Consider the following 25002-nt stretch of genomic DNA (forward strand, 5'->3'; position numbering starts at 1 on the left):
AGGCCGCCGGATCAAGCGTAGAGCGGGTTCACTTTATCGACGTTGATTGCGTACTTCTTGATCGCGTCAGCCACTTTTTGCACGGGGAAGAAACCGTCCTCGCTCAGAGCCTTGAGGGCCGCCACGACGATGTAATGGCGGTTAATTTCGAAGTGCTCGCGCAGCTTGTTGCGGAAGTCGCTGCGGCCGAAGCCGTCGGTGCCGAGGACCTTGTAGGTACGGCCCTTGGGGATGTACGGACGGATCTGCTCGGCGTAGGCCTTCATGTAGTCGGTCGATGCAACCACCGGGCCGGCGCTCGCGGCCAGTTGCTGCGCCACGAACGAGACGCGCGCCGTATCGATCGGGTGCAGCAGGTTCCAGCGGTCGACGTCCTGACCGTCGCGGGTCAGTTCGTTGAAGCTCGGGCAGCTCCACACAGACGCCGAAACACCCCAGTCCTGCTCGAGCAGTTCTTGCGCCGCGAAGCTCTCGCGCAGGATGGTGCCGCTGCCGAGCAACTGCACAGTCGGCGCGTCCTTGCCCTTGACGGCCTTGAGCGCCGGACCCTGTTTGGCCAGGTACATGCCCTTGATGATCTGCTCTTCGGTACCGGGCGTGAGGCCGGGCATCGGGTAGTTTTCGTTCAGCAGCGTCAGGTAGTAGTAGACGTTGTCCTGCTTTTCGACCATGCGCTTCAGACCGTGGTGCAGGATGACGCCGACTTCATGGGCGAAGGTCGGGTCGTAGCTCACGCAGTTGGGAATGGTGTTGGCCAGGATGTGGCTGTGGCCGTCTTCGTGCTGCAGGCCTTCGCCGTTCAGCGTGGTGCGGCCCGAGGTGCCCCCGAGCAAAAAGCCGCGCGCCTGCATGTCGCCAGCAGCCCAGGCCAGGTCGCCGATGCGCTGAAAGCCGAACATCGAGTAGTACACGTAGAACGGCACCATGATGCGATTGTTCGTGCTGTACGAGGTTGCTGCCGCGATCCAGCTCGACATGCCGCCGGCTTCGTTGATGCCCTCTTGCAGGATCTGCCCAGCCTTGTCTTCCTTGTAGTACATGACCTGGTCTTTATCGACCGGGGTGTACTGCTGGCCTGCGGGGTTGTAGATGCCGATCTGACGGAACAGGCCTTCCATACCAAAGGTGCGCGCCTCGTCGACCAGGATCGGTACGACGCGCGGGCCCAGCGCCTGGTCGCGCAGTAACTGCGTCAAGAAGCGAACGTAGGCTTGGGTCGTCGAGATTTCGCGGCCCTCGGCAGTCGGCTCCATGACGCTCTTGAAGACGTCGATCGACGGCACGGTAAAACTCTCGTCGGCCTTGGTACGGCGATGCGGCAGGTAGCCGCCGAGCGCCTTGCGCCGCTCGTGCAGATACTGCATTTCCGGTGTGTCGTCGGCCGGCTTGTAGAACGGCAGTTCGGCCAGTTGGCTGTCGGGAATTGGAATGTTGAAGCGATCGCGAAAGGCCTTGATGTCCTCGTCGCTCAGCTTCTTGGTCTGGTGAACGTTGTTCTTGCCCTCGCCGATCTTGCCCATACCAAAGCCCTTCACGGTCTTGACGAGCAAGACGGTCGGCTGGCCCTTGTGCTTCACGGCTGCGTGGAAGGCTGCGTAGACCTTTTGCGAATCGTGGCCGCCGCGGCGCAGTTGCCAGATGTCGTCGTCGCTCAGCTTGGCGACCATCTCGGCGGTGCGCGGATCGCGGCCGAAGAAGTTCTTGCGCACGTAGGCACCGTCGTTGGCCTTGAACGACTGGTAGTCGCCGTCGTTCGTGTCCATCATGATCTTGCGCAGCGCACCGTCCTTGTCGCGCGCCAGCAGCGAGTCCCAACCCTGGCCCCAGATCAACTTGATGACGTTCCAGCCGGCACCACGGAACTCGCCTTCGAGTTCCTGAATGATCTTGCCGTTGCCGCGCACCGGGCCGTCGAGTCGCTGAAGATTGCAGTTGATGACGAAAACCAGGTTGTCGAGGTTTTCTCGCGCGGCCAGTCCGATGGCACCGAGCGACTCGACCTCGTCCATCTCGCCGTCGCCGCAGAACACCCAGACCTTGCGGTTCTCGGTGTTGGCGATACCGCGCGCGTGCAGGTACTTCAGAAAGCGCGCCTGGTAGATCGCCATCAGCGGGCCGAGCCCCATCGACACGGTCGGGAACTGCCAGAACTCGGGCATCAGTTTCGGATGCGGATAGCTCGACAGGCCCTTGCCATCGACTTCCTGGCGGAAGTTGAGCAGCTGCTCTTCGGTCAGCCGGCCTTCGAGGTAGGCGCGGGCGTAGATGCCGGGCGACACGTGGCCCTGGATGTAGAGGCAGTCGCCGCCGTGCTCTTTACCGGGTTCCGCACTCTCGGCGTGCCAGAAATGGTTGAAGCCGGCGCCAAACATGGTGGCCAACGAAGCGAATGAGCCGATATGGCCGCCGAGATCGCCGCCTTCGGGCGGGTGATGGCGGTTCGCCTTGACCACCATCGCCATCGCGTTCCAGCGCATGAAAGAGCGCAGCCGCTCTTCGATTTCTGCATTGCCGGGCGAGCGTTCTTCCTGGTCGACCTCGATGGTGTTGACGTACGCCGTAGTCGCCGAAAACGGTTTGTCGATGCTGTGCTGCCGCGCATGTTCCAGCAGTTGTTCCAACAGAAAGTGAGCCCGGTCGGGGCCCTCGCTCTGAATGACAGCCGACAAGGCGTCCATCCATTCGCGCGTCTCTTGCGCGTCCGCGTCATTCGCGGCCGAGCCGAACAGGTTCTCGGGATTTGCCGACATGCTTGTCTCCTGCTTATTGGTTGTGAACGTAATTTAGTGCCGGAATTGGCAACGCGCGGCAGTTTCCCACATTATTTAAGCAATTTCAAATGGCAGATGCCGATTTCTTAATGTGATATTTTTGGCATGGCTTCATGGCGGTTCGCAGCCTTCCCCTACACTCGGCCGATGCCCTTTTCTTCCCCGATCGCGGTCGCTCGCAACGCGGCAAATGCGTCTCCCCTGTCGTGGTGGCGGCGCTGGTGGCGGCGCCAGACGCCGGTGCTGCAAGACGCGGTCGCCATGCTCGCGCCGCTGGCCGCCGTGCTGCTGTTTCTGGGCGTGATCGTTTCGGCCTTCTGGTACCTGCGGGCCGAAGAAGTCGAGCGGGAACAGGAGTCGGTCAAGCGCGATGTCGAGTACGCGCAGCAACGCGTCCGACTGCGCCTGCTGGAACGGCAAGAGCAACTGATGCGACTGGCCCGCGATGCGTCGAACCGTGAGATCGATGCGGCCGAGTTCGGCAGCCGCGCCGAGTCGCTGGTGAGCCAATTTCCGGAACTGCAGGAGATCAGCTGGATCGACGATCGCCGGCGCTTCAAGGCGAGCTACGCGGCGCCGAGCGTGCATCCGTCGCAGCAGCATCCGGTCGGCGAAGTGCTGCGGCCCGGCGACACCGAGAGCAACTACGCGCTCGCCCGCGAATTGCGCCAGCCCGTGTTCTCGCAGCCGATGGCCGGGACCGATCCGCCGAGCATGCTGCAGCTCCACATCCCGCTCTTCGATCAAGGCCTGTTCGCGGGCGCAGTGGTCGGCGAATTTTCGGTCGACGGACTGCTCCGCTACGGCATTCCGCCGGAAGTCTCGGCACGGTATGCCGTGTCGCTGCTCGATGCCAAGAGCGGCCTGTTGGCCGGCAACACAGTCAATCCGCGCGCGGCCGGCACGCGCCTGCTGCCCTGGGCCGAGCACACCAACGAATACGAGGTGCCGGTGTCGCCGGTCGGCAATGGCCTGGTCCTGCGCGCACAGGCGTATCGCACGTCGCAAGGCTTTGTCGGCAACGGGCTCTTCTGGCTGGTCGGCGCGCTGAGTGTGCTCACCAGTTGGATGCTCATCGGCACCTGGCGCCACACACGGCGGCGACTGCAGGCGCAACAGGCACTGATCGCGGAAACCAACTTCCGCCGGGCGATGGAAAACTCGATGCTGACCGGCATGCGGGTGCTCGATCTCGAAGGCCGCATCACATATGTCAACGCCGCCTTCTGCGACATGACGGGCTGGAGCGAAACCGAGCTGGTCGGCCAGGCGCCGCCGTTTCCGTACTGGCTCGAATCCGATCGCGAGGTCATGAACGACCGGCTCGAAGAAGAGTTGCATGGCCGTGCCCTGCCGGGCGGTTTTCAGGTACGGGTGCGGCGCAAGAACGGCAGCATTTTCAACGCGCGGCTGTATGTGTCGCCGCTGATCGACGCCCGCGGCCATCAGACCGGCTGGATGACGTCGATGACCGACATCACCGAGCCGACGCGCATTCGAGAGCAGCTGTCGGCCTCGTACGAGCGTTTCACCACCGTGCTCGAAGCGCTCGATGCGGCGGTGTCGGTCGCGCCGATCGGAAGCGAAGAATTGCTGTTCGCCAATAAGCTCTATCGACTCTGGTTCGGTTCCAACACCGTCGGCCACCTGGGCATGGTGGCGCAGGCCGGTGTGCCCGCCTCGCAGGCGCACGACGAAGCACTGGACGATGTCGACCCGTTCGCAGGCTTGCCGATCGACACGCTCACCGCCGCCCAACCCGCCAACAACGAGATCTTCGTACTCGAGCTCGGCAAGTGGCTCGAAGTACGCTCACGCTATCTGACCTGGGTCGACGGCCGGTTGGCGCAGATGGTGATTGCGACCGACATCACACCGCGTCGCGTGGCAGAAGAGCAGGCAGCGGCGCAGGCCGATCGCGCGCAGGCGGCGAGTCGGCTCATCACCATGGGTGAAATGGCGTCGAGCGTGGCGCACGAACTCAACCAGCCGCTGACGGCCATCGCCAACTACTGCAACGGCATGGCGTCGCGCATCCGTGGTCAGACGATCGATTCCGAATCGCTATTGGCCGCGCTCGACAAGACATCCAAGCAGGCGCAGCGGGCCGGCCAGATCATTCAGCGCATCCGGTCTTTTGTTAAACGCAGTGAGCCCAATCGCACGCCGGCCGAGGTGAGCACGATGGTGAGCGAAGCGGTGGAACTGGCCGGCATCGAACTGCGGCGCCGCAATGTGCGACTCAACCACTACGTGGCGGCGCGGTTGCCGATCCTGCAGGTCGACCCGATCCTGATCGAGCAGGTGATGGTCAATCTGCTGAAGAACGCAGCCGAGTCGATCGACAACGCGAACCGGCCACTGGCGCGGCGCAGCGTCGAGTTGCGCGTGCTGCCCAAAACGATCGAGGGCCAAAGCGCCGTCGAGTTCTCGGTGCAAGACACGGGCATGGGTCTGGCACCCGAAGTGATGGACCGGCTCTACGAAGCATTCTTCTCGACCAAACCAGAAGGCATGGGCATTGGCCTCAACCTGTGCCGCACCATCGTCGAGTCGCATCGTGGCCGCATGCAGGCGGAGAACATCTACAATGGTTCGGATGTCGTCGGATGCCGTTTTTCCTTCTGGATTCCGGTGTTGGATGCTCTTAAATCCATAGCAAACGACGAGGCAAAGGTACCTGCATGAGCTTGATTCCGAAGAAGGGCACGGTCTACGTCGTAGACGACGACGAAGCAGTCCGCGATTCGCTGCAGTGGCTGCTCGAAGGCAAGGACTACCGAGTCCGCTGCTTCGATTCCGCCGAGTCTTTTTTGTCCCGCTACGACCCGCGCGAGGTCGCCTGCCTGATCGTCGACATCCGCATGGGTGGCATGACCGGGCTTGAACTGCAAGACCGGCTGATCGAACGCCGCTCGCCGCTGCCCATCGTCGTCATTACCGGTCACGGCGACGTGCCGATGGCGGTCGACTCGATGAAGAAAGGCGCGATGGATTTCATCCAGAAGCCATTTAACGACGAAGAACTGGTGACGCTGGTCGAACGCATGCTCGAACACGCGCGCAGCGCTTTTGCGCAGCACCAGCAATCGGCCAGTCGTGATGCCCTGCTGTCCAAGCTCACCGGCCGCGAAGCGCAGGTGCTCGAACGCATCGTCGCCGGCCGGCTCAACAAACAGATCGCCGACGACCTCGGCATCAGCATCAAGACGGTCGAGGCGCATCGCGCCAACATCATGGAAAAGCTCAACGCCAACACGGTGGCCGATCTGTTGAAGATCGCGCTGGGTCAGGCGGCCCCCGTCAAAGCTTGATGCTCGCCAGGCAGGCGGCGAACCGATGCCTATGGCTTCGATAGCAATCGATGACTTCAACGCCTGCGCAAGCGGGCGTTTTTACTTGGAAAATCGAACCCGATGACAGCTCAACTGATCGACGGCAACGCACTCTCGCGCACGCTCCGCGCCGAGGTCGCCCAACGCGCCGCCGCGCTCAAGATCCGCGGCGTAGTGCCCGGCCTCGCCGTGGTGCTGGTCGGCGAGAATCCCGCGAGTCAGGTCTACGTGCGCAACAAGGTCAAGGCCTGCGCAGACAACGGCCTGCACTCGGTGCTCGAGCAGTACCCGGTCGACCTGACTGAAGCCGACCTGCTGGCGCGCGTCGAGGCACTCAACAGCGACCCCACCATCCACGGCATCCTCGTGCAACTGCCTCTGCCGCCGCACATCGACGCACACAAGGTGATCGAGGCCATCGCCCCGACCAAAGACGTCGATGGCTTCCACGTGGCGAGCGCAGGCGCGTTGATGACCGGCTCACCCGGTTTCTGGCCCTGCACGCCATATGGCTGCATGAAGATGCTCGAATCCATCGGCTTTGACCTGCGTGGCAAGCATGCCGTCGTCATCGGTCGCAGCAACATCGTCGGCAAGCCGATGGCGCTGATGCTGCTCGCCAAGAGCGCGACCGTGACGATCTGCCACAGCGCCACCGCCGACCTCGGCGCGATGACACGGCAGGCCGACGTGATCGTCGCTGCCGTCGGCAAGCGCAACGTGCTGACAGCCGGCATGGTCAAGCCAGGCGCGGTAGTCATCGACGTGGGCATGAACCGCAACGAAGAAGGCAAGCTTTGCGGCGACGTCGATTTCAACGGCGTCAAGGAAGTCGCCGGCTGGATCACGCCCGTGCCCGGCGGCGTCGGCCCGATGACGATCACCATGCTGCTGGTCAATACCGTCGAAGCCGCGGAACGCGTCGCCACTTCCCAGGCTCTCACCGCATAGGCCTCTACTGAACAGGGCGGTCACCACAAGCCGCCTTCCTACTTGTACTCACGCCGCCTCGCCGCCAGATGCACACCATGACCCAAACGACCGCCACGCTCAATCCGCTACTCGACAATCCACTTCTCGATTTCACCGACCTCCCATTGTTCGACAAGATCCAGCCGGAGCACGTGGCACCGGCGGTCGACGCGCTGCTCGCGGAGTCCGATGCGGCACTTGAAACCGTGACAGCCCCGGGCTTTCCGTCGGACTGGACCGCCATCTCGAAAGTGCTCGACGTAGCGTCCGAGCGCTTCAGCCGCGCCTGGGGCGCGGTGGGTCATTTGAACGCCGTCGCCGACACGCCCGAACTGCGTGCCGCCTACAACGAAGCGATGCCGCGTGTCACCGCGTTCTGGACGCGCTTGGGTTCCGACGAGCGGCTCTATGCCAAGTACAAGGCCATCAATGCGACCACGCTCGACACCGAGCAGCGCCAGGCGCACAAGAATGCGGTCCGCAACTTCGTGCTCGGCGGCGCTGAATTGCAAGGCGCTGCCAAAGAACGCTTCGCCGAAATCCAGGAGCGTCAGGCCGAACTGAGCCAGAAGTTCAGCGAGAACGCGCTCGACGCCACCGACGCGTTCGCGTACTACGCATCGCCCGCCGAGCTCGATGGCATCCCGGAAGACGTGGTGAGCACGGCCCGTGCGGCGGCCGAGTCGGAGGGCAAGGCCGGCTACAAGCTCACGCTGAAAATGCCGTGCTATCTGCCGGTGATGCAGTTCGCAAAAAGCAGCGCGCTGCGCGAAACGCTCTACCGCGCCTACGTGACCCGCGCCAGCGAGTTCGGTGACGCCAAGCTCGACAACACCGCGCTGATCACAGAGATCCTTGCGCTGCGCGAAGAAGAAGCCAAGCTCCTGGGCTACAAGAGTTTCGGCCAGCTCTCGGTCGTGCCGAAGATGGCTGAATCGCCTGAACAGGTCGTCAAGTTCTTGCGTGACCTCGGCGTCAAGGCCAAGCCCTACGGTCAACGCGATCTGGCCGACCTGAAGGCTTTCGCAACGACGCAGCTCGGGCTGACCGACCCGCAGCCTTGGGACTGGACCTTCATCGGCGAAAAGCTCAAGGAAGCGCGCTACGCGTTCAGCGAACAAGAGGTCAAGGAATACTTCACCGCGCCGAAGGTGATGGCGGGCCTGTTCAAGATCGTCGAAACCTTGTTCGAGGTGGCCATCCGTCGCGACAGCGCGCCGGTCTGGCACCCGACAGTCGAGTTCTACCGCATCGAGCGCGCCGGCACCACGGTGGGCCAGTTTTACCTCGACCCGTCCGCACGCGCAGGAAAGCGCGGCGGCGCCTGGATGGACGACGTGCGCGCGCGCTGGTTGCGCCCCGATACCGGCGCTCTGCAAACGCCCATCGCACAACTGGTCTGCAACTTCGCCGAAGGCGTCGACGGCAATCCGCCGCTGCTGACGCACGACGACGTGACCACGCTGTTCCACGAGTTCGGCCACGGCCTGCAGCATATGTTGACGCAGATCAACGAACGCGACGTGTCTGGCATCAGCGGTGTCGAATGGGACGCGGTCGAACTGCCGAGCCAGTTCATGGAGAACTTCTGCTGGGAATGGGACGTGCTGCAGCACATGACCTCGCACGTCGACACCGGCGAGCCGCTGCCGCGCGCGCTGTTCGACAAGATGATTGCCGCCAAGAATTTTCAGAGCGGCCTGCAGACGCTGCGCCAGATCGAGTTCTCGCTTTTCGACATGCTGCTGCACACCGAATACCAAGCCGTCACCGCGAAGCCAGGCGACGTGCTCGCGTTGCTGGCGCAGGTCCGCAGCGAAATGGCGGTCATGCCTTCGCCGACCTTCAGCCGGACGCCCAACACCTTCAGCCACATCTTTTCGGGCGGCTACGCAGCGGGCTACTACAGCTACAAGTGGGCCGAGGTGTTGAGTGCCGATGCGTACGCGGCTTTCGAGGAAACTGCGGGCGCCAACGGCGAGCCGAGTATCGAAACCGGCCGCAAGTATCGCGAGGCCATCCTTGAATCCGGTGGCAGCCGCAGCGCCATGGACTCGTTCAAGGCGTTTCGAGGGCGCGAGCCGCAACTCGATGCGTTGTTGCGACACCAGGGCATGGCCGAGCCGCAACTGGCGTGACATTGCGTGGCAGCCGGGGGCGGGTGCTGAGATACTAGGGCGATCGATTCGATCACGGAGCCAGCTGATGAAATTGACCGCCCGACTCTCCGCCCTGCCGCTGTCGCTCGGCCTGTTGCTGGTCGCCGCCAGCGCAGCGGCGCAGCCGGTGTATCGCAACGTCGACAAGAGCGGCAAGATTTCCTTTTCGGATCAGGCACCCGCTGCCAATGCGCAGCCAGCCACCCCGCGGGCTGGCAATTCGAACGCGAGCGCGGAAGGATTGCCGTACGAGTTGCGGCAAGTCGTGCAGCGGTACCCGGTCATGCTCTACACCAGTGACGAATGCGCACCTTGTGTGTCCGCTCGCTCCTTGCTCATCACTCGCGGGGTTCCGTTCGACGAGCGGCTGATCAAGACCGATGCCGACACTGCCGCCCTGCAGCGGCTGAGCGGGCAAACGTCGTTGCCGGTATTGAGCATCGGCTCGCAGCAGCTGAAAGGGTTTTCGGACGCCGAATGGTCGCAATATCTCGACGCGGCCAGCTATCCGAAGAGCTCGCAACTGCCCGCCGGCTATCGACCGGCACCGGCACGGCCGCTGGTGGCTCAATCGCCGGCGCCGGCTGCGACCGGCTCGGCCAAGACGGCGGGCAACGCGCCAGCAGCGGTAGCGCAGCCACCCGTTCCGCAGTCCGTCAACAACGGGCCGACGCCGAGCAATCCGGCCGGCATCAAGTTTTAAGCCAACGGCGGTTACGTTGTTCCGAAGCCGCCTTCTTCCCGCTCAATCGAACTGCAGGGTCTCGACCCCCGTCGGCGTCCCGAGCAGGCACACATCGGCCTTCTGATAGGCGAAGACGCCGACAGTGACGACACCGGGCCACTGGCTCACTTCGGCCTCGAAGGCACGCGGGTCGGTGATCTTCAGGCCCGACACATCGATGATGTGCTGGCCGTTGTCGGTGACCAGCGGTAGCCCGTCCTTCTCGCGCACCTGCGCCTCGCCACCGAGTCTTGCAAACTGCCGAATGATCCGACGTGCCGCCATTGGAATCACTTCCACGGGCAGCGGAAAATCCCCCAGCGTGTTCACCAGTTTCGATGCATCTGCAATGCAGACGAAGCGCCGCGACTGTGCCGCCACGATCTTCTCGCGCGTAAGCGCAGCACCGCCGCCTTTGATCATGTGGCCGCGGTGATCGATCTCGTCGGCGCCGTCGATGTAGACAGACAGCTCCTCGACCTCGTTGCTGTCGAACACCGGAATGCCAGCGGCACGCAGCCGCTCCGACGATGCCACCGAACTCGACACCGCACCCTTGATCTCGTTCTTGATCGTGGCCAGCGCATCGATGAATTTGTTGACGGTCGAGCCCGTGCCGACGCCGACGATCTCGCCGCGCGTCACGTAGTCGAGCGCCGCATGTCCGACTTGGGTCTTCATCTGTTCTTGTGTCAAGGGCGTAGCGGGTGAAGTCATCGCGGAGAATCCAGGAACATTGAAGTCCGGAATTATCCGGTGTCACCAATTCCGGTGATGCAACGTCCGACACCACGCCCGACACCACGCTTGCTCACGCTGATGCCCCTCTCCTCGCTCTACAGCCTTGCCCGCCCTTTTCTTTTTGGCTTTGACGCCGAGCACGCGCATGAGCTCACCCTCGGCACGCTGGCCCTTACGCAGAACACGCCATTCGATTTTGCTTATGCGGCACCGCGCGTCGATGACCCGGTGACATTGGCCGGCCTGACCTTTCCGAATCGCATTGGTCTGGCCGCCGGGCTCGACAAGAACGCACGCTGCATCGATGCCTTTGCCGCGATGGGTTTCGGCTTCGTCGAGGTCGGCACCGTCACGCCCAAAGCGCAATCGGGCAATGCCAAACCGCGCATCTTTCGCTTGCCGGAGCGTGAGGCGCTCATCAACCGGCTCGGCTTCAACAACGACGGGCTGGATGCCTTCATCGCCAATGTTCAGCGTGTCCAGTTTCGCAAACGAAACGCCGCAGCGCCGATGCTGCTCGGCCTGAACATCGGCAAGAACGCCGCGACACCGATCGAGCGTGCGACCGACGACTACCTGCTATGCCTCGACGGCGTGTACCCGCATGCCGACTACGTGACGATCAATATCTCGAGCCCGAACACTGCCAACTTGCGCTCGCTGCAGAGCGACGAAGCGCTGGATGCGCTGCTCGGCGCTGTGGTCGAACGCGGCAGCGTGTTGGCGGCACAGCACGGCAAGCGCGTGCCGCTGTTCTTGAAGATCGCGCCGGACCTGGACGCTGCGCAGGTCGGGGTCATCGCCGCGGCACTGCAGCGCCACCACATGGACGGCGTGATCGCGACCAACACCACGCTCTCGCGCGAGGCGGTCAAGGGTCTGCCGCACGCGGAAGAAGCGGGAGGACTTTCAGGAGCGCCGGTCCGCGAGGCAAGCAATCGCGTGATCGGTCAACTGCGCAAGTTGCTAGGCAAGGGCTTTCCGATCATCGGAGCCGGCGGCGTGTTGAGCGCGACCGACGCTCGCGAGAAGATCGCAGCCGGTGCCGATGTCGTGCAGATCTACACCGGCCTGATCTACCGCGGGCCCGGCCTGGTGCGGGAAGCCGCTGAGGCGCTACGCAAGCTCGGCGACTGAGCGCCCGAGACGCCTGCCGTCGCGCTCAGATCAGCGGCGACCGAGCAACAGGCCCAGCAGCACGCCGACCGCGAGTGCAGCGCCTGCGATTTGCCATGGCTCGTCGTGCGCATAGGTGTTGGCGCTGTCTGCAGCCTCACGCGCCTTCTTGGCGGCGATGCGCGCCTTTTCGGCGGTCAGTTCCTTGGCGATGGCGATCTTGGCATCGACGCGCTGGCGCAAGGCCTTGATGTGCGGCACCGAGTCGAGTTCTTTGCTGGCGAGAACGCCTCGCACGTCTTCAACCACCGCATCGGCGGCTGCTTCGAGATTGCTGGTAGCACTCATTGAAATATTCCCTCCGTGGATTGACGCCGGCACTGTGCCGACGACTTTGACACGCCAGCAATTGGCGTACCGCTCATGGTACAGCCGCCAAACGGCCACCGAGCAATCCGGCGACGTGCGTACCGATCGCCAGGCTACTGGTAAGCCCCGGCGACTCGATGCCGAACAGGTTGACCAGACCCCGTACGCCGTGATCGGCCGGGCCTGATATGACGAAGTCCATCGCCGGCTCTCCCGGCCCAGAGAGCTTGGGGCGCATCCCTGCATAACCCGGCAGCAACGCGCCTTCGCGAAGCTCGGGCCAGTAACGTCTGACTTCGGCGTAAAAGGCGTCGCCACGAGCCGGATCGACCACCAGATCGTCGGGCGACAACGTCCATTCGACGTCGGGCCCGAACTTGGCCTGACCGCCGAGGTCGATCGTCAGATGAACGCCAAGCCCCCCGACTTCGGGCACCGGATAGATGAGGCGGCTGAAGGGCGCGCGGCCCGCGAGGGTGAAGTAATTCCCCTTTGCGAAATACTCGGTCGGGACTGCGTCGGCAGGCAAACCGGCAAAGCGTCGGGCAAGCGAAGGGGCGGACAGCCCAGCAGCGTTGACGACGCTGTTGCAGCGTACGCACGTACCGTCTTCCAGCTCGAGCTCGATCGCGCGGTCGACGCACTTGGCCGCAACGACTGACGACTTGATCGCCAGAACACCACCCGCGTTTTCCATGTCTCCCTGAAAGTTCAGCATCAACGCGTGGCTGTCGATGATGCCGGTGCTGGGCGAGTGAAGCGCGGCCAGACATTCCAGTTCTGGCTCCATGGCCCGCGCTTCAACGCCGTTCAATCGCACGATGTCGAGGACGCCGTTGCGCAGCGCCTTGACCTGAATGGCATCGAGTTCTTCGATTTGCGCAGGGGTCGTTGCCACGATCAATTTTCCGCATCGCCGATGCGGCACGCCTCGCTCTGCCGCGTAGGCATAAAGCGCCGCATTGCCTGCCACGCAAAGGGTGGCCTTCAACGAATCACGAGGGTAGTAGATGCCCGCGTGAATGACTTCGCTGTTGCGGGAGCTGGTGCCGGTACCGATGGCGTTTTCCGACTCCAGGACGACAACTTCGTGCCCCCGCAATGCCAGGGCACGCGCGACCGCCAAACCCACAACGCCGGCGCCGATGACGGCGCAATCGATGGTCTCCATGACACGAGCTTAGCGTCTCGTCGCAGATTGCTCGAGAGGCGTGTCGGTCAGCGCTATCGCGTCGACGCAAAGAATCGAAAGTTTGGGGCAACCAGCCGGTGAGCGAGTGGCCCGATCTGCAGTAGGGCTGTGCAGACGCGAGGATGCATCTAACTTGTGCGACTGAAGGAATTGGTGGGCGGTCCAGGTTTCGAACCTGGGACCCCAGCAGTGTGAATGCTGTGCTCTACCCCTGAGCTAACCGCCCGAGCGCTGCTGCTGCAACACTTTGGATCTCCGCGCTACTGCGCGCAGCCTCAAATTATGCCATAGGGCTCCAGCCGACCTGGCGGAACAGCGTATGTCCGTTGCTGGCCTTGTCGAGCTGTTGCAGCGTCGCGTCGTGTGCCGCCAATTCGACATCGGCTGCGTAGATCACCGGTAAATCGAAGCTGCGCAAATCGATTGCCACTAAGGTACCCAGCGCTGGCTCGTTGGATGCCACATCGATCAGCAAGGCGTCCTGTCCACGCGTGAGGTTGATGTAGACGTCGGCCAGCAACTGGGCGTCGAGCTTGGCGCCGTGAAAGGTCCGATTCGAGCGATCGACGCCGAAACGGTCGCACAGTGCATCGAGCGAATTGCGCTTGCCGGGGTACACCTGCTTGGCCATGGCCAGCGTGTCGGTAACCTGGCCGACGAAAGTCTTCAACGGCGGCAGGCCGACTCGCTCGAACTCCTTGTTGAGAAAGCCGACGTCGAACGCAGCGTTGTGAATGATCAACTCTGCGTCGCGCAGATACTCGATCACGTCGTTAGCAAGCGTCGCGAACTTGGGCTTGTCGCGCAGGAAATCCGTCGTCAGCCCGTGCACCTTGAGCGCGTCTTCATGGCTCTCGCGCTCGGGGTTGAAATAAATGTGCAGATCGTTGCCGGTGAGCTTGCGATTGAACAACTCCACGCAACCGAGTTCGATCACACGATCGCCGTTTTCTGCAGAGAGGCCGGTGGTTTCGGTATCGAGGACAACGAGACGCGACATCAGTGGTTTTCCTTGGCGTGGTTGATCGAGTACTTCGGGATCTCGATGGTCACGTTCTGCTGCGCCAAGATGGCCTGGCAACTCAGGCGCGATTGCGGCTCGAGCCCCCAGGCGCGGTCGAGCAGGTCTTCTTCGCCCTCTTCCGCCTCGTTGAGCGAATCGAAGCCCTGGCGAACCAGCACATGGCAGGTCGTGCAGGCGCAGCTCATCTCGCACGCGTGCTCGATATTGATGTGGTGTTCGAGCAGCGCCTCGCAGATCGACGTGCCGGCGGGCGCGGTGATCTCGGCGCCTTGCGGACAGTATTCGGGGTGGGGCAGGATCTTGATGACTGGCATTTTTTTTCTACAGGGATTCGACTTTGCGACCCGAGAGTGCTCGGGCAATACCGGCATTCATGCGCGCTGCGGCAAAGCCTTCTGTCACATGAGCGAGCGCTTTGGTGGCGGCCTCGACAACCGCGGCATCGGTGCTCCGATGGGCTTGGCGCAGCGCCGTCATCGACTGATCGATCAGCGTGCGATCTTCAGAGCTCAGCAGGTCGCCGTCGGCGTCGAGCGCGCTCTGCGTCGCGAGCAGCATGCGATCGGCGTCCACACGTGCTTCGACCAGAGCCCGCGCCTGCATGTCCTGCTGCGCGGTCGCGAAACTGTCTTGCAGCATCGTCGCGATCTGGTCGTCCGACAGGCCATACGAGGGCTTCACGGTGACGCTGGCCTCCACACCACTGCCCTGCTCCTTGGCGCCGACGCTGAGCAAGCCGTCGGCATCGACGGTGAAGGTGACGCGAATGCGCGCAGCGCCAGCCGACATCGGCGGGATGCCGCGCAAAGTGAAGCGCGCGAGGCTGCGGCAATCGGCAACGAGATCGCGCTCGCCTTGCACCACATGCAAAGCAAGCGCGGTTTGCCCGTCCTGGTAGGTGGTGAAGTCTTGCGCCATCGCGGTCGGAATGGTCTGGTTGCGTGGAACGATGCGTTCCACGAGCCCGCCCATGGTCTCGATGCCGAGCGACAGCGGGATCACGTCGAGCAGCAACAAATCGTCCGCGCCGCCGTTGCCTGCCAGCTGGTTGGCCTGGATCGCGGCACCGAGTGCGACGACTTCGTCCGGGTTCAAATTGGTCAGTGGCGCACGACCGAAGAACTCGCCGACCGCATGCTGGATTTGCGGCATGCGCGTGGAGCCACCCACCATGACGATGCCCTGCAAGTCATCGTTCTTGAGCCTGGCATCGCGCAGCGCTTTGCGAACCGCGGCGATGGTGCGGTCCGTGAGCGGCTTGGTCGTCGCATCGAACTGCTGCCGGGTGAGCTCGAACTGCACGTCCGCGCCTGACACCTGCACATGAACCAGCGTCGAAGCCGAGGTGGTGAGCGCTTCTTTTGCAGCGCGCGCCGCCACAAGCATCGTGGCCCGATCGGCATCGTCTGTCGCGTGCGCACCGGTGTTCGACAGCACAAGATCAGCGATCACGTGATCGTAGTCGTCACCACCCAGCGCAGAGTCGCCGCCAGTCGCGATCACCTCGAACACGCCCTGCGTCAGTCGCAGGATGGAAATGTCGAAGGTGCCGCCGCCCAGGTCATAAACCGCGTAGACGCCTTCGCTCGCGTTATCGAGGCCATAGGCGATGGCAGCAGCCGTCGGCTCGCTGATGAGCCGAAGCACATTGATGCCTGCGAGCTGCGCCGCGTCCTTGGTGGCCTGGCGCTGTCCTTCGTCGAAATAGGCCGGTACGGTAATGACGGCACCGTAGAGCGAATCATCGAAAGTGTCTTCGGCGCGGAAACGCAGCGTGGCCAGAATCTCGGCGCTGATCTCGACCGGTGACTTGATACCAGCTGCCGTCTCGACCTTGACCATGCCGCCTTCGTCCACCAACCGATACGACATCGCATCGCGGTTGACGATGTCGGACAAGCCGCGTCCCATCAGCCGTTTGACCGACGTGATGGTGTTGGCGGCGTCCTGCGCGCGTGCCGCCAGCGCTTCGAACCCGATCTGCCTACGCTCGACGTCGAGGTAGCGAACCGCAGATGGAAGAATGACGCGGCCCTCGTCGTCGGGCAAGCATTCGGCAACGCCGTTACGCACTGCGGCCACGAGCGAGTGCGTCGTGCCGAGGTCGATGCCGACAGCGATGCGCCGTTGATGCGGGTCCGGCGCCTGGCCCGGTTCGGAAATCTGCAGAAGTGCCATCGCTCTATTGTCCCAACTGATCGGCTTTGGACTCAACATCGTCGGCAAAGCGCTCGATGAACATGAGGGCTCTCACCTGCTGCGCTGCCGCAGGGTGGTCGCCCTCTTCGTCGATATAGCGGTCCAGAGATGCGAGAGCCACCGCGCGCGCCGTCTCCACCTCGGTCCGTAACGCGTCGACAGCTTCTACCTTCGTTGCGTCATCGAGCGTCTCGCGCCACTCCATCTGTTGCATCAGGAATGCGGGCGGCATCGCGGTATTGGTTTCGGCGTTGATCGACGAGCCGCGTTGCTCGCACAAATAAGCGGCACGCTTGACCGGATCTTTCAACCGCTGGTAAGCCTCGTTGATGCGCACCGACCACTGCATCGCCAGTCGCTGCGCGGCCGCGCCTTGCGCCGCGAAACGGTCGGGGTGCGCCTCGCGCTGCAGCTCTTTCCAACGCGCGTCCAGCGCAGCGCGGTCCTGTGCAAACATCGTTGGCACGGCGAAGAGTTCGAAGTCGGTGTCGTTAAGGTTCATGGCAATAAAAAAGCCGCCAGCACATGACATGGTGGCGGCTCGGGCGCGAAACGCGCACGGCGTCAAATCCTGAAAGACTCTCCACAACCGCAGCGATCGCGCTCGTTTGGATTAATGAACTTGAAGCCTTCGTTCAAGCCTTCGCGAACGAAGTCGAGCTGCGTTCCGTCGATATAAGCCAGGCTTTTCGGATCGACGAGCACCTTGACGCCGCGGTCTTCGAAAACCACGTCTTCAGGCGCGAACTCATCGACATATTCCAGCTTGTAGGCGAGACCGGAGCAGCCGGTTGTCTTGACCCCCAGACGCACACCCACGCCCTTGCCACGCTTACCGAGGTAGCGATTGACGTGGCGCGCGGCCGCATCGGTAAGGGTTACGGCCATGATCAGTGAACCGCTTCCTGGGGCGCAGCCTTGGCAGCCGATGCGGCGTGCTTCGCTTTGTAGTCGTTGACCGCTGCCTTGATCGCGTCTTCTGCCAGGATCGAGCAGTGAATCTTTACCGGCGGCAACGCCAGTTCTTCAGCGATCTGCGCGTTCTTGAGCGCAGCGGCTTCGTCGAGTGTCTTGCCCTTGACCCACTCGGTGACCAGCGACGACGACGCGATGGCCGAGCCGCAACCGTAGGTCTTGAAGCGTGCGTCTTCGATCACGCCGGTTTCCGGGTTGACCTTGATCTGCAGCTTCATGACGTCGCCGCAAGCAGGTGCGCCGACCATGCCGGTGCCCACAGAGTCGTCGCCCTTTTCGAACGAACCGACGTTGCGGGGATTTTCGTAGTGGTCTATGACCTTGGATGAATATGCCATGAGGTTACCTCTTGTTTTGTATCGTGTTCAGTGCGCCGACCATTGGATAGCGCTGATGTCGATACCGTCCTTGAACATTTCCCACAGTGGGCTCAACTCACGCAGCTTGGCGACGTTGTGCTTGATGGTGGAAATCGCGTAGTCGATTTCTTCTTCGGTCGTGAAACGGCCGATGGTCATGCGAAGGCTACTGTGCGCAAGCTCATCGCTGCGGCCGAGAGCGCGCAACACATAGCTCGGCTCCAGACTGGCTGATGTGCACGCCGAACCCGACGACACCGCCAAGCCCTTGATACCCATGATCAGCGACTCGCCTTCGACGTAGTTGAAGCTGATATTCAGGTTGTGCGGCACACGATGCTCGAGGTCACCGTTGATGAAGACCTGCTCGACATCTTTCAGGCCATCGAGCAAGCGCTTTTGCAGCGCTGCGGCTTTGGCGTTGTCTGCCTTCATATCGAGTTTAGCGATGCGGAAGGCCTCACCCATTCCGACGATCTGGTGCGTCGGCAGCGATCCTGAACGCATGCCGCGCTCATGACCGCCCCCGTGCATTTGCGCTTCGAGCCGGACGCGCGGCTTGCGCCGCACATACAACGCGCCGATACCTTTGGGACCATAAGTCTTGTGCGAAGCCAGACTCATCAAATCGATGGGCAGCTGCGTGATGTCGATCTCGACCTTGCCCGTCGCTTGCGCTGCATCGACGTGAAGCAGCACGCCTTTTTCCCGGCAGGCGTTACCGATGGCGACAACGTCTTGCACCACCCCGATTTCGTTATTGACGAACATGACGCTCGCCAGAATCGTGTCGGGGCGAATGGCCGCCTTGAACTTGCCGAGGTCGAGCAAACCGTTTTCTTCAACGTCGAGGTACGTGACCTCGAAGCCTTGACGTTCAAGCTCGCGCATGGTGTCGAGAACGGCCTTGTGCTCCGTCTTGACGGTAATGAGGTGCTTGCCCTTGCCTTTGTAGAACTGAGCCGCGCCTTTCAGCGCAAGGTTGATCGATTCGGTGGCGCCGGAAGTCCACACGATCTCACGAGGGTCGGCATTGATCAATTCCGCGACGTAGCCGCGGCCTTTTTCAACGGCCTCCTCCGCCTCCCAGCCCCACGCGTGACTGCGGGAGGCCGGATTGCCGAAGTGCTCGCTCAACCAGGGAATCATTGCGTCGACGACGCGCGGATCGACGGGCGTGGTCGCGCCGTAGTCAAGATAGATGGGGAAATGAGGAGTGAAGTCCATGGCTGGCTCTGGCTGGCATTGGTTAATTTGAGGGTCGCTGCAGGCAAGGCACCCGAGGGCGCCCTAATTCATGGCCTTTACGACTTCGCAAAGACATTCCCAAGGGCAAACACCGAATTCGGCGCGTTGATGCGGATAGGCTTCGCCACCGGTTGCGCCGAAATCGCGCGCTTGATCACCGGCTTGTTCTCGATCTGGACACCCTTGGCGAGTTGGTCATCGACCAATTTTTGCAAGGTGACCGAATCGAGGAACTCGACCATGCGCTGATTCAGCGATGCCCAAAGTTCGTGCGTCATGCAGCGACCGGCCTCGCCCAGACAATTCTCTTTGCCACCGCAATGAGTCGCGTCGATGGGTTCATCCACCGAAACGATGATGTCGGCGACAGTGATTTCGGCCGCTTTGCGACCGAGGCTGTAACCGCCGCCGGGACCGCGGGTCGATTCGACCAGTTCGTGGCGGCGCAGCTTGCCGAAGAGCTGTTCAAGGTAGGACAGCGAAATCTGCTGCCGCTGGCTGATGGCCGCCAGCGTGACCGGACCGGTGTTCTGGCGCAATGCCAGATCGATCATGGCGGTGACCGCAAAACGGCCTTTTGTAGTGAGACGCATCGCAAGCTCCTTCAAGTGCTTACCGTTGAAATGACACCGCTGCCAGAGGGCTTCGGGTAGCTTCGTCTCCGCCCTGACCGACCTCTTCAGCTGGTGCTCCAGCCGGTATGAGTCGGTCCTTCATCGCGAAGTTCTTGTGTTGTTGACTAATTCGGTCAAGTATAGCGATAAGCCTTCAGTTTTGCTCGGGTAACTCCCGCCAACCCCCTCGGGGGCTGTAGGCCAATCACTCATTTACGGGGCACTGCCTCGGCAACGTTGTCGGTGCGACCGCCGCCGAAAGCCTGTTCACGCAACTGAGCCAACTGATCCCGGACCCGTGCCGCTTTTTCGAACTCCAGATTGCGCGCGTGCTCGAGCATCAGCTTTTCGAGGCGCTTGATCTCGCGAGCAACATCTTTCTCGCTCATGTCCTCGACCTTGGCGCGCTCCAGATCGAGTTTGGCCATTTCCTTGCCGGTTTTCTCGCTGTAGACGCCATCGATCAAGTCGCGCACTTCTTTCACGATGCTGCGCGGCGTGATGCCTTCGGCCAGGTTATGGGCGATCTGCTTGGTACGACGTCGATCGGTTTCGTCGATCGCCTTTTTCATCGAATCGGTCATCCGGTCGGCATACAGGATGGCTTTGCCGTTCACATTGCGCGCGGCACGCCCGATCGTCTGAATCAGCGAGCGCTCCGCACGCAAGAAGCCCTCCTTGTCAGCGTCCAGGATGGCAACCAGCGATACCTCCGGAATGTCCAGCCCCTCGCGCAAGAGGTTGATTCCGACCAGCACGTCGAAGCTGCCCAAACGCAGGTCGCGCAGGATTTCGACGCGTTCGACAGTGTCGATATCGCTGTGCAAATAACGCACCTTCACGCCGTTGTCGCTCAGGTAGTCGGTGAGCTGCTCGGCCATGCGTTTGGTCAGCGTCGTGATCAGCACACGTTCGTTCTTGTCGACGCGCAGACGGATCTCGCCCAGCACATCGTCGACCTGATGCGTGGCCGGCCGCACCTCGACCTCGGGATCGATCAGCCCGGTCGGCCGTACCAGCTGCTCGACCGTGTTGCCTGAATGGTCCTTCTCGTACTGCGCCGGCGTGGCAGACACGAAGATCGCCTGCCGCATGCGCGCCTCGAACTCCTCGAACTTGAGAGGTCGGTTGTCCATCGCGGAAGGCAGGCGAAAACCGTACTCGACCAGTGTCGTCTTGCGCGCACGGTCGCCGGCGTACATGCCGTTGAGCTGGCCGATCATCTGATGACTCTCGTCGAGGAACATCAGCGCGTCTTTGGGCAGGTAGTCGGTCAACGTCGAAGGCGGTTGCCCCGGCGCAGCCCCCGAAAGGTGCCGCGAATAGTTCTCGATGCCTTTGCAATGGCCGATCTCGGCGAGCATTTCCAGGTCGAAGCGGGTGCGCTGCTCTATCCGTTGGGCTTCGACCAACTTGCCCTGGCTCACGAACTCCTTCACCCGGCCGATCAACTCGTGCTTGATGCCCTCGACCGCAGACATCACCTTGTCGCGTGGCGTCACGTAGTGGCTCGATGGATACACCGTGAAGCGTGGGATTTTCTGGCGGATTCGGCCGGTGAGCGGGTCGAACAGTTGCAGTGTTTCGATCTCCTCGTCGAAGAGCTCGATGCGGATGGCCAGCTCGCTGTGCTCCGCCGGAAAAATATCGATGGTGTCGCCACGCACCCGGAACGACCCACGCGAAAAATCCTGTTCGTTGCGCGTGTACTGCATGCGGATCAGCCGGCCGATCACATCGCGCTGGCCGATTTTGTCGCCGATGCGCATGATGAAGCGCATCTGCGTGTAGTCCTCGGGCGTGCCGATGCCGTAGATGGCGCTCACCGTCGCCACGATGACCGTGTCGCGTCGCTCCAGCACGCTCTTGGTCGCCGACAGCCGCATCTGCTCGATGTGCTCGTTGATGGAGCTGTCTTTTTCGATGAAGAGGTCGCGCTGAGGCACGTAGGCCTCGGGCTGGTAATAGTCGTAGTAGCTGACGAAGTACTCGACGGCGTTATGCGGAAAAAATTCGCGAAACTCGCTGTAGAGCTGCGCCGCCAGCGTCTTGTTCGGTGCGAAGACGATGGCCGGGCGGCCGAGCCTCGCGATCACGTTGGCCATGGTGAAGGTTTTGCCGGAACCAGTCACACCCAGCAGGGTCTGGAACACCTCGCCATCGTTCACGCCTTCGACCAGTCCATCGATCGCTTTAGGCTGATCGCCCGCAGGAGGATAGGGCTGGTAAAGCTCGAAGGGCGAGCCCGGAAAAGTGACGAACGTGCCCGACTTTACGGGCCCGATCGCTGCAAGCTTGTGTGCGTCGGTCACTGCGTCGGTGATGGCTTCGGTGGTCGCTGGCATGGCTGTGTCCGTCAATTGGCGGTGGCGCCGGTAAAATTCAAGGCAACCGGAAAGCTTAAGCGCTTGCCCGGTTGCACGCGAAGCTTTCAATCAAAGGACTTTCTCCATGTCTATGTTTACCGCGGTCGAAATGGCGCCGCGCGACCCGATCCTCGGCCTTAACGAGCAATACGCCGCCGACACCAATCCCGCCAAGGTGAATCTGGGTGTGGGCGTTTATTACGACGACAACGGCAAGCTCCCGCTGCTGAAATGCGTCCAGACCGCCGAACAGAACATGATGAAGTCGCCGACTGCACGCGGCTACTTGCCGATCGACGGCATCGTCGCGTACGACAACGCGGTGAAGAGCCTGGTCTTCGGCGCCGACAGCGAGCCGCTGAAGTCGGGCCGCGTCGCGACCGTGCAAGGCTTGGGCGGCACTGGAGGCCTGAAGGTCGGTGCCGACTTCCTGAAGAAGCTGAGCCCGAATGCCAAGGTGCTGATCAGCGACCCGAGCTGGGAAAACCATCGCGCCCTGTTCACGCAGGCCGGCTTCGTGGTCGAAAGCTACCCGTACTACGACGCCGCTACGCGCGGCGTCGATTTCGAAGCCATGCTGGCAGCGCTCGATGCGTCACCTGCCGGCACCATCGTCGTGCTGCACGCCTGCTGCCACAACCCGACTGGCTACGACATCACCGCTGCCCAGTGGGATCAGGTGGTCGACGTGGTCAAGGCTAAGAACCTGACCGCCTTCCTCGACATGGCCTACCAGGGCTTTGCCCATGGCATCCAAGAAGATGGCGCGGCCATCGGCAAGTTCGTCGAAGCCGGCTTGACCTTCTTCGTGTCGACTTCGTTTTCGAAGAGCTTCAGCCTCTACGGCGAGCGTGTCGGTGCGCTGTCGGTGCTGTGCAAGGACAAGGAAGAAACCTCTCGGGTGCTGTCGCAGCTGAAGGTCATGGTCCGTACCAACTACAGCAATCCGCCGATTCACGGTGGCGCGGTGGTGGCAGCGGTGCTCGGCGACCCCGCACTGCGTGCGATGTGGGAAGGCGAACTGGCGGAAATGCGCGTTCGCATCAAGGCGATGCGGCAGAAGCTGGTCGACGGACTGAAGGCAGCTGGCGTGAAGGATGACATGAGCTTCATCACCAAGCAGATCGGCATGTTCAGCTACTCCGGCCTCAACAAAGACCAGATGGTGAGGTTGCGCTCAGAGTTCGGCATCTACGGCACCGATACCGGCCGAATGTGCGTCGCGGCGCTGAACAGCAAGAACATCGACTACGTCTGCGCTTCGATCGCCAAAGTCATCTGACCCGAGTTGAATTTCTGCACGATCGCGGTCGTGTTTGTAGGGGTTAGGCCCCTACAAACACGGGGAGCCCGCTGATATATTGCACTGCAACATACCGGTACAAAAAAGCAATGCTCTACCAAATCTACGAAGCCCAACGCTCTTTGATGGAGCCCTTTTCGGACTTCGCCCAAGCCGCATCGAAACTATATGGTCAGGGGGCCGTTTGGGGCCAGCTGCCCATGGCGCAACGCATGGCCGCTGGTTACGAGCTGATGTATCGGCTTGGCAAGGACTACGAAAAGCCAAAGTTCAGCATCGAAAGCGTCAAGGTCAATGGGGATGACGTCGTCATCCATGAAGCCATTGCGCTCGACAAGCCATTTTGCGAGTTGCGTCGCTTCAAGCGGTTCACCGATGACCCGGACACGCTGAAGGTTTTGAAGAGCCAGCCTGTCGTGCTCATCGTTGCGCCGCTTTCGGGTCACTACGCCACGCTACTGCGGGACACCGTTCGCACCATGCTGCAAGGCCACAAGGTCTACATCACCGACTGGAAAAACGCCCGCCTGGTGCCGCTGTCCGAAGGCGAATTCCATCTCGATGACTACATCCACTACGTGCAGGACTTCATCCGGCTGCTTCAAGCCGAGTACGGCAACTGCCACGTAATGAGTGTTTGCCAGCCGACGGTGCCGGTGTTGGCCGCAGTGGCGCTTATGGCGAGCAAGGGCGAGACGCTGCCGCTCACGATGACCATGATGGGCGGCCCGATAGATGCGCGCAAATCGCCGACGGCCGTAAACAACCTCGCCACCACCAAAGGCTTCGACTGGTTCGAGAACAACGTCATCTATCCAGTCCCAAAGGGCTTCCCCGGCGAGGGTCGACGCGTGTACCCAGGCTTCCTGCAGCACACCGGATTCGTGGCGATGAATCCTGACCGTCACGCGACCAGCCACTACGACTACTTCAAAGATTTGATGAAGGGCGACGACGCCAGCGCCGAAGCGCATCGCAAGTTCTACGACGAGTACAACGCCGTGCTCGACATGGATGCGGACTACTACCTCGACACCATCAAAACCGTCTTCCAGGACTTCAGCCTGGTGAACGGCAACTGGGACGTGAAGAACGCTGATGGCGAGCTTGAACGCGTGCGTCCGCAAGACATTCGCACGACCGCCTTGCTGACCGTCGAGGGTGAGTTGGACGACATCTCCGGCTCGGGTCAGACGCAGGCTGCGCACGACCTTTGCACCGGTATTGCTGCGAATCAGCGGGAGCACTACGAGGCCAAGGGCGCAGGCCATTACGGCATCTTCAGCGGCCGCCGCTGGCGCGACATGGTTTATCCGAAGGTGCTGAAGTTCATTGCGGCCCATGACGAGGCGCAGCACCGCGCACTCGCCAAGCCTTCAGTAAATGCAGAAGACACGGTGAAGCCTGTGACCAAGGCGATCGCGAAGCCAGCGGTCAAGCCAGCCGATAAGCCGGCCGCGACTGTTCGGCAACCGAAGGCGATGGCAGCAGGCGCGTCGAAACCCAAAGTGCGCGCCAGCACGCGCGCGCGCTGA

Annotated in this window: 21 protein-coding genes and 1 tRNA gene; 8 read left to right on the forward strand and 14 right to left on the reverse strand. The window is 62.0% G+C overall.

Annotation, left to right across the window (positions count from 1 at the left end; genetic code table 11):
* Positions 1-11: 11 nt before the first annotated feature.
* Positions 12-2750: a pyruvate dehydrogenase (acetyl-transferring), homodimeric type gene (gene aceE / locus H7F36_RS20340; RefSeq protein WP_187052475.1), complete on the reverse strand. Its 2739-nt coding sequence runs from the start codon at positions 2748-2750 to the stop codon at positions 12-14.
* A 168-nt stretch (positions 2751-2918) separates the two neighbouring features.
* On the opposite strand from aceE, the gene H7F36_RS20345 reads away from it, so the two are divergent.
* The 5 genes from H7F36_RS20345 (at position 2919) to H7F36_RS20365 (ending at position 9940) form a co-directional block, all read left to right on the forward strand.
* Positions 2919-5459 carry a PAS domain S-box protein gene (locus H7F36_RS20345; protein ID WP_187052476.1) on the forward strand — a complete coding sequence of 847 codons (2541 nt, stop codon included), beginning with the start codon at positions 2919-2921 and terminating at the stop codon, positions 5457-5459.
* The gene (locus H7F36_RS20350; protein WP_187052477.1) at positions 5456-6085 is read left to right on the forward strand and encodes a response regulator transcription factor; all 630 of its coding nucleotides are present in this window, start codon (positions 5456-5458) and stop codon (positions 6083-6085) included. The genes H7F36_RS20345 and H7F36_RS20350 overlap by 4 nt, the downstream gene beginning before the upstream one ends.
* Before the next feature lie 102 nt (positions 6086-6187).
* Positions 6188-7057 (forward strand): bifunctional methylenetetrahydrofolate dehydrogenase/methenyltetrahydrofolate cyclohydrolase FolD, encoded by an 870-nt coding sequence (folD, locus tag H7F36_RS20355; protein WP_187052478.1) that lies wholly within the window; start codon positions 6188-6190, stop codon positions 7055-7057.
* A gap of 77 nt (positions 7058-7134) precedes the next feature.
* Complete coding sequence (locus H7F36_RS20360; protein WP_187052479.1) at positions 7135-9216, forward strand: M3 family metallopeptidase; 2082 nt, start codon at positions 7135-7137, stop codon at positions 9214-9216.
* Between the two features lie 67 nt (positions 9217-9283).
* Positions 9284-9940 (forward strand): glutaredoxin family protein, encoded by a 657-nt coding sequence (locus H7F36_RS20365; RefSeq protein WP_187052480.1) that lies wholly within the window; start codon positions 9284-9286, stop codon positions 9938-9940.
* Positions 9941-9982: 42 nt separating this feature from the next.
* Here H7F36_RS20365 and rpiA read toward each other — a convergent pair whose 3' ends face one another.
* Positions 9983-10678 carry a ribose-5-phosphate isomerase RpiA gene (gene rpiA, locus H7F36_RS20370; protein ID WP_187052481.1) on the reverse strand — a complete coding sequence of 232 codons (696 nt, stop codon included), beginning with the start codon at positions 10676-10678 and terminating at the stop codon, positions 9983-9985.
* 102 nt (positions 10679-10780) lie between these two features.
* On the opposite strand from rpiA, the gene H7F36_RS20375 reads away from it, so the two are divergent.
* On the forward strand, positions 10781-11839 hold the full coding sequence (locus H7F36_RS20375; protein WP_187055122.1) for a quinone-dependent dihydroorotate dehydrogenase: 1059 nt from the start codon (positions 10781-10783) through the stop codon (positions 11837-11839).
* Positions 11840-11869: 30 nt separating this feature from the next.
* Here the strand turns inward: H7F36_RS20375 and H7F36_RS20380 are convergent, their stop codons facing one another.
* The 12 genes from H7F36_RS20380 to uvrB form a co-directional block, all read right to left on the reverse strand.
* Positions 11870-12166, reverse strand: a complete 297-nt coding sequence (locus tag H7F36_RS20380; protein ID WP_187052482.1) for a glycine zipper domain-containing protein — start codon at positions 12164-12166, stop codon at positions 11870-11872.
* Positions 12167-12239: 73 nt separating this feature from the next.
* Positions 12240-13358 carry an NAD(P)/FAD-dependent oxidoreductase gene (locus H7F36_RS20385; RefSeq protein ID WP_187052483.1) on the reverse strand — a complete coding sequence of 373 codons (1119 nt, stop codon included), beginning with the start codon at positions 13356-13358 and terminating at the stop codon, positions 12240-12242.
* 172 nt (positions 13359-13530) lie between these two features.
* Positions 13531-13605, reverse strand: a tRNA-Val gene (locus H7F36_RS20390).
* A gap of 54 nt (positions 13606-13659) precedes the next feature.
* Positions 13660-14379, reverse strand: a complete 720-nt coding sequence (dnaQ, locus tag H7F36_RS20395) for a DNA polymerase III subunit epsilon (RefSeq protein WP_187052484.1) — start codon at positions 14377-14379, stop codon at positions 13660-13662.
* Positions 14379-14717, reverse strand: coding sequence for an ISC system 2Fe-2S type ferredoxin (gene fdx / locus H7F36_RS20400; protein ID WP_187052485.1), 339 nt, complete (start codon positions 14715-14717; stop codon positions 14379-14381). The genes dnaQ and fdx overlap by 1 nt, the downstream gene beginning before the upstream one ends.
* A 7-nt stretch (positions 14718-14724) precedes the next feature.
* Complete coding sequence (gene hscA / locus H7F36_RS20405) at positions 14725-16581, reverse strand: Fe-S protein assembly chaperone HscA (RefSeq protein ID WP_187052486.1); 1857 nt, start codon at positions 16579-16581, stop codon at positions 14725-14727.
* Positions 16582-16585: 4 nt separating this feature from the next.
* Positions 16586-17104 (reverse strand): Fe-S protein assembly co-chaperone HscB, encoded by a 519-nt coding sequence (gene hscB, locus H7F36_RS20410; protein ID WP_187052487.1) that lies wholly within the window; start codon positions 17102-17104, stop codon positions 16586-16588.
* A 62-nt stretch (positions 17105-17166) separates the two neighbouring features.
* On the reverse strand, positions 17167-17490 hold the full coding sequence (gene iscA / locus H7F36_RS20415; RefSeq protein WP_187052488.1) for an iron-sulfur cluster assembly protein IscA: 324 nt from the start codon (positions 17488-17490) through the stop codon (positions 17167-17169).
* A gap of 2 nt (positions 17491-17492) precedes the next feature.
* Complete coding sequence (gene iscU / locus H7F36_RS20420) at positions 17493-17915, reverse strand: Fe-S cluster assembly scaffold IscU (protein WP_187052489.1); 423 nt, start codon at positions 17913-17915, stop codon at positions 17493-17495.
* Between the two features lie 27 nt (positions 17916-17942).
* Positions 17943-19163: an IscS subfamily cysteine desulfurase gene (locus H7F36_RS20425; RefSeq protein ID WP_187052490.1), complete on the reverse strand. Its 1221-nt coding sequence runs from the start codon at positions 19161-19163 to the stop codon at positions 17943-17945.
* Positions 19164-19240: 77 nt separating this feature from the next.
* Entirely contained in the window at positions 19241-19777 is a 537-nt protein-coding gene (gene iscR, locus H7F36_RS20430; protein ID WP_187052491.1) for a Fe-S cluster assembly transcriptional regulator IscR, read from the reverse strand.
* Between the two features lie 230 nt (positions 19778-20007).
* Positions 20008-22143 (reverse strand): excinuclease ABC subunit UvrB, encoded by a 2136-nt coding sequence (gene uvrB / locus H7F36_RS20435; protein ID WP_261802418.1) that lies wholly within the window; start codon positions 22141-22143, stop codon positions 20008-20010.
* Between the two features lie 106 nt (positions 22144-22249).
* On the opposite strand from uvrB, the gene H7F36_RS20440 reads away from it, so the two are divergent.
* Together H7F36_RS20440 and H7F36_RS20445 are read left to right on the forward strand one after the other, a co-directional pair.
* Positions 22250-23446, forward strand: a complete 1197-nt coding sequence (locus H7F36_RS20440; RefSeq protein WP_187052492.1) for an amino acid aminotransferase — start codon at positions 22250-22252, stop codon at positions 23444-23446.
* A 110-nt stretch (positions 23447-23556) separates the two neighbouring features.
* A complete protein-coding gene (locus H7F36_RS20445) occupies positions 23557-25002 on the forward strand; it encodes a polyhydroxyalkanoate depolymerase (RefSeq protein ID WP_187052493.1) in 1446 nt (481 codons plus the stop codon).

Origin of the sequence: Variovorax sp. PAMC28562 (genome assembly GCF_014303735.1) — a bacterium.
GTDB lineage: Bacteria > Pseudomonadota > Gammaproteobacteria > Burkholderiales > Burkholderiaceae_C > Variovorax.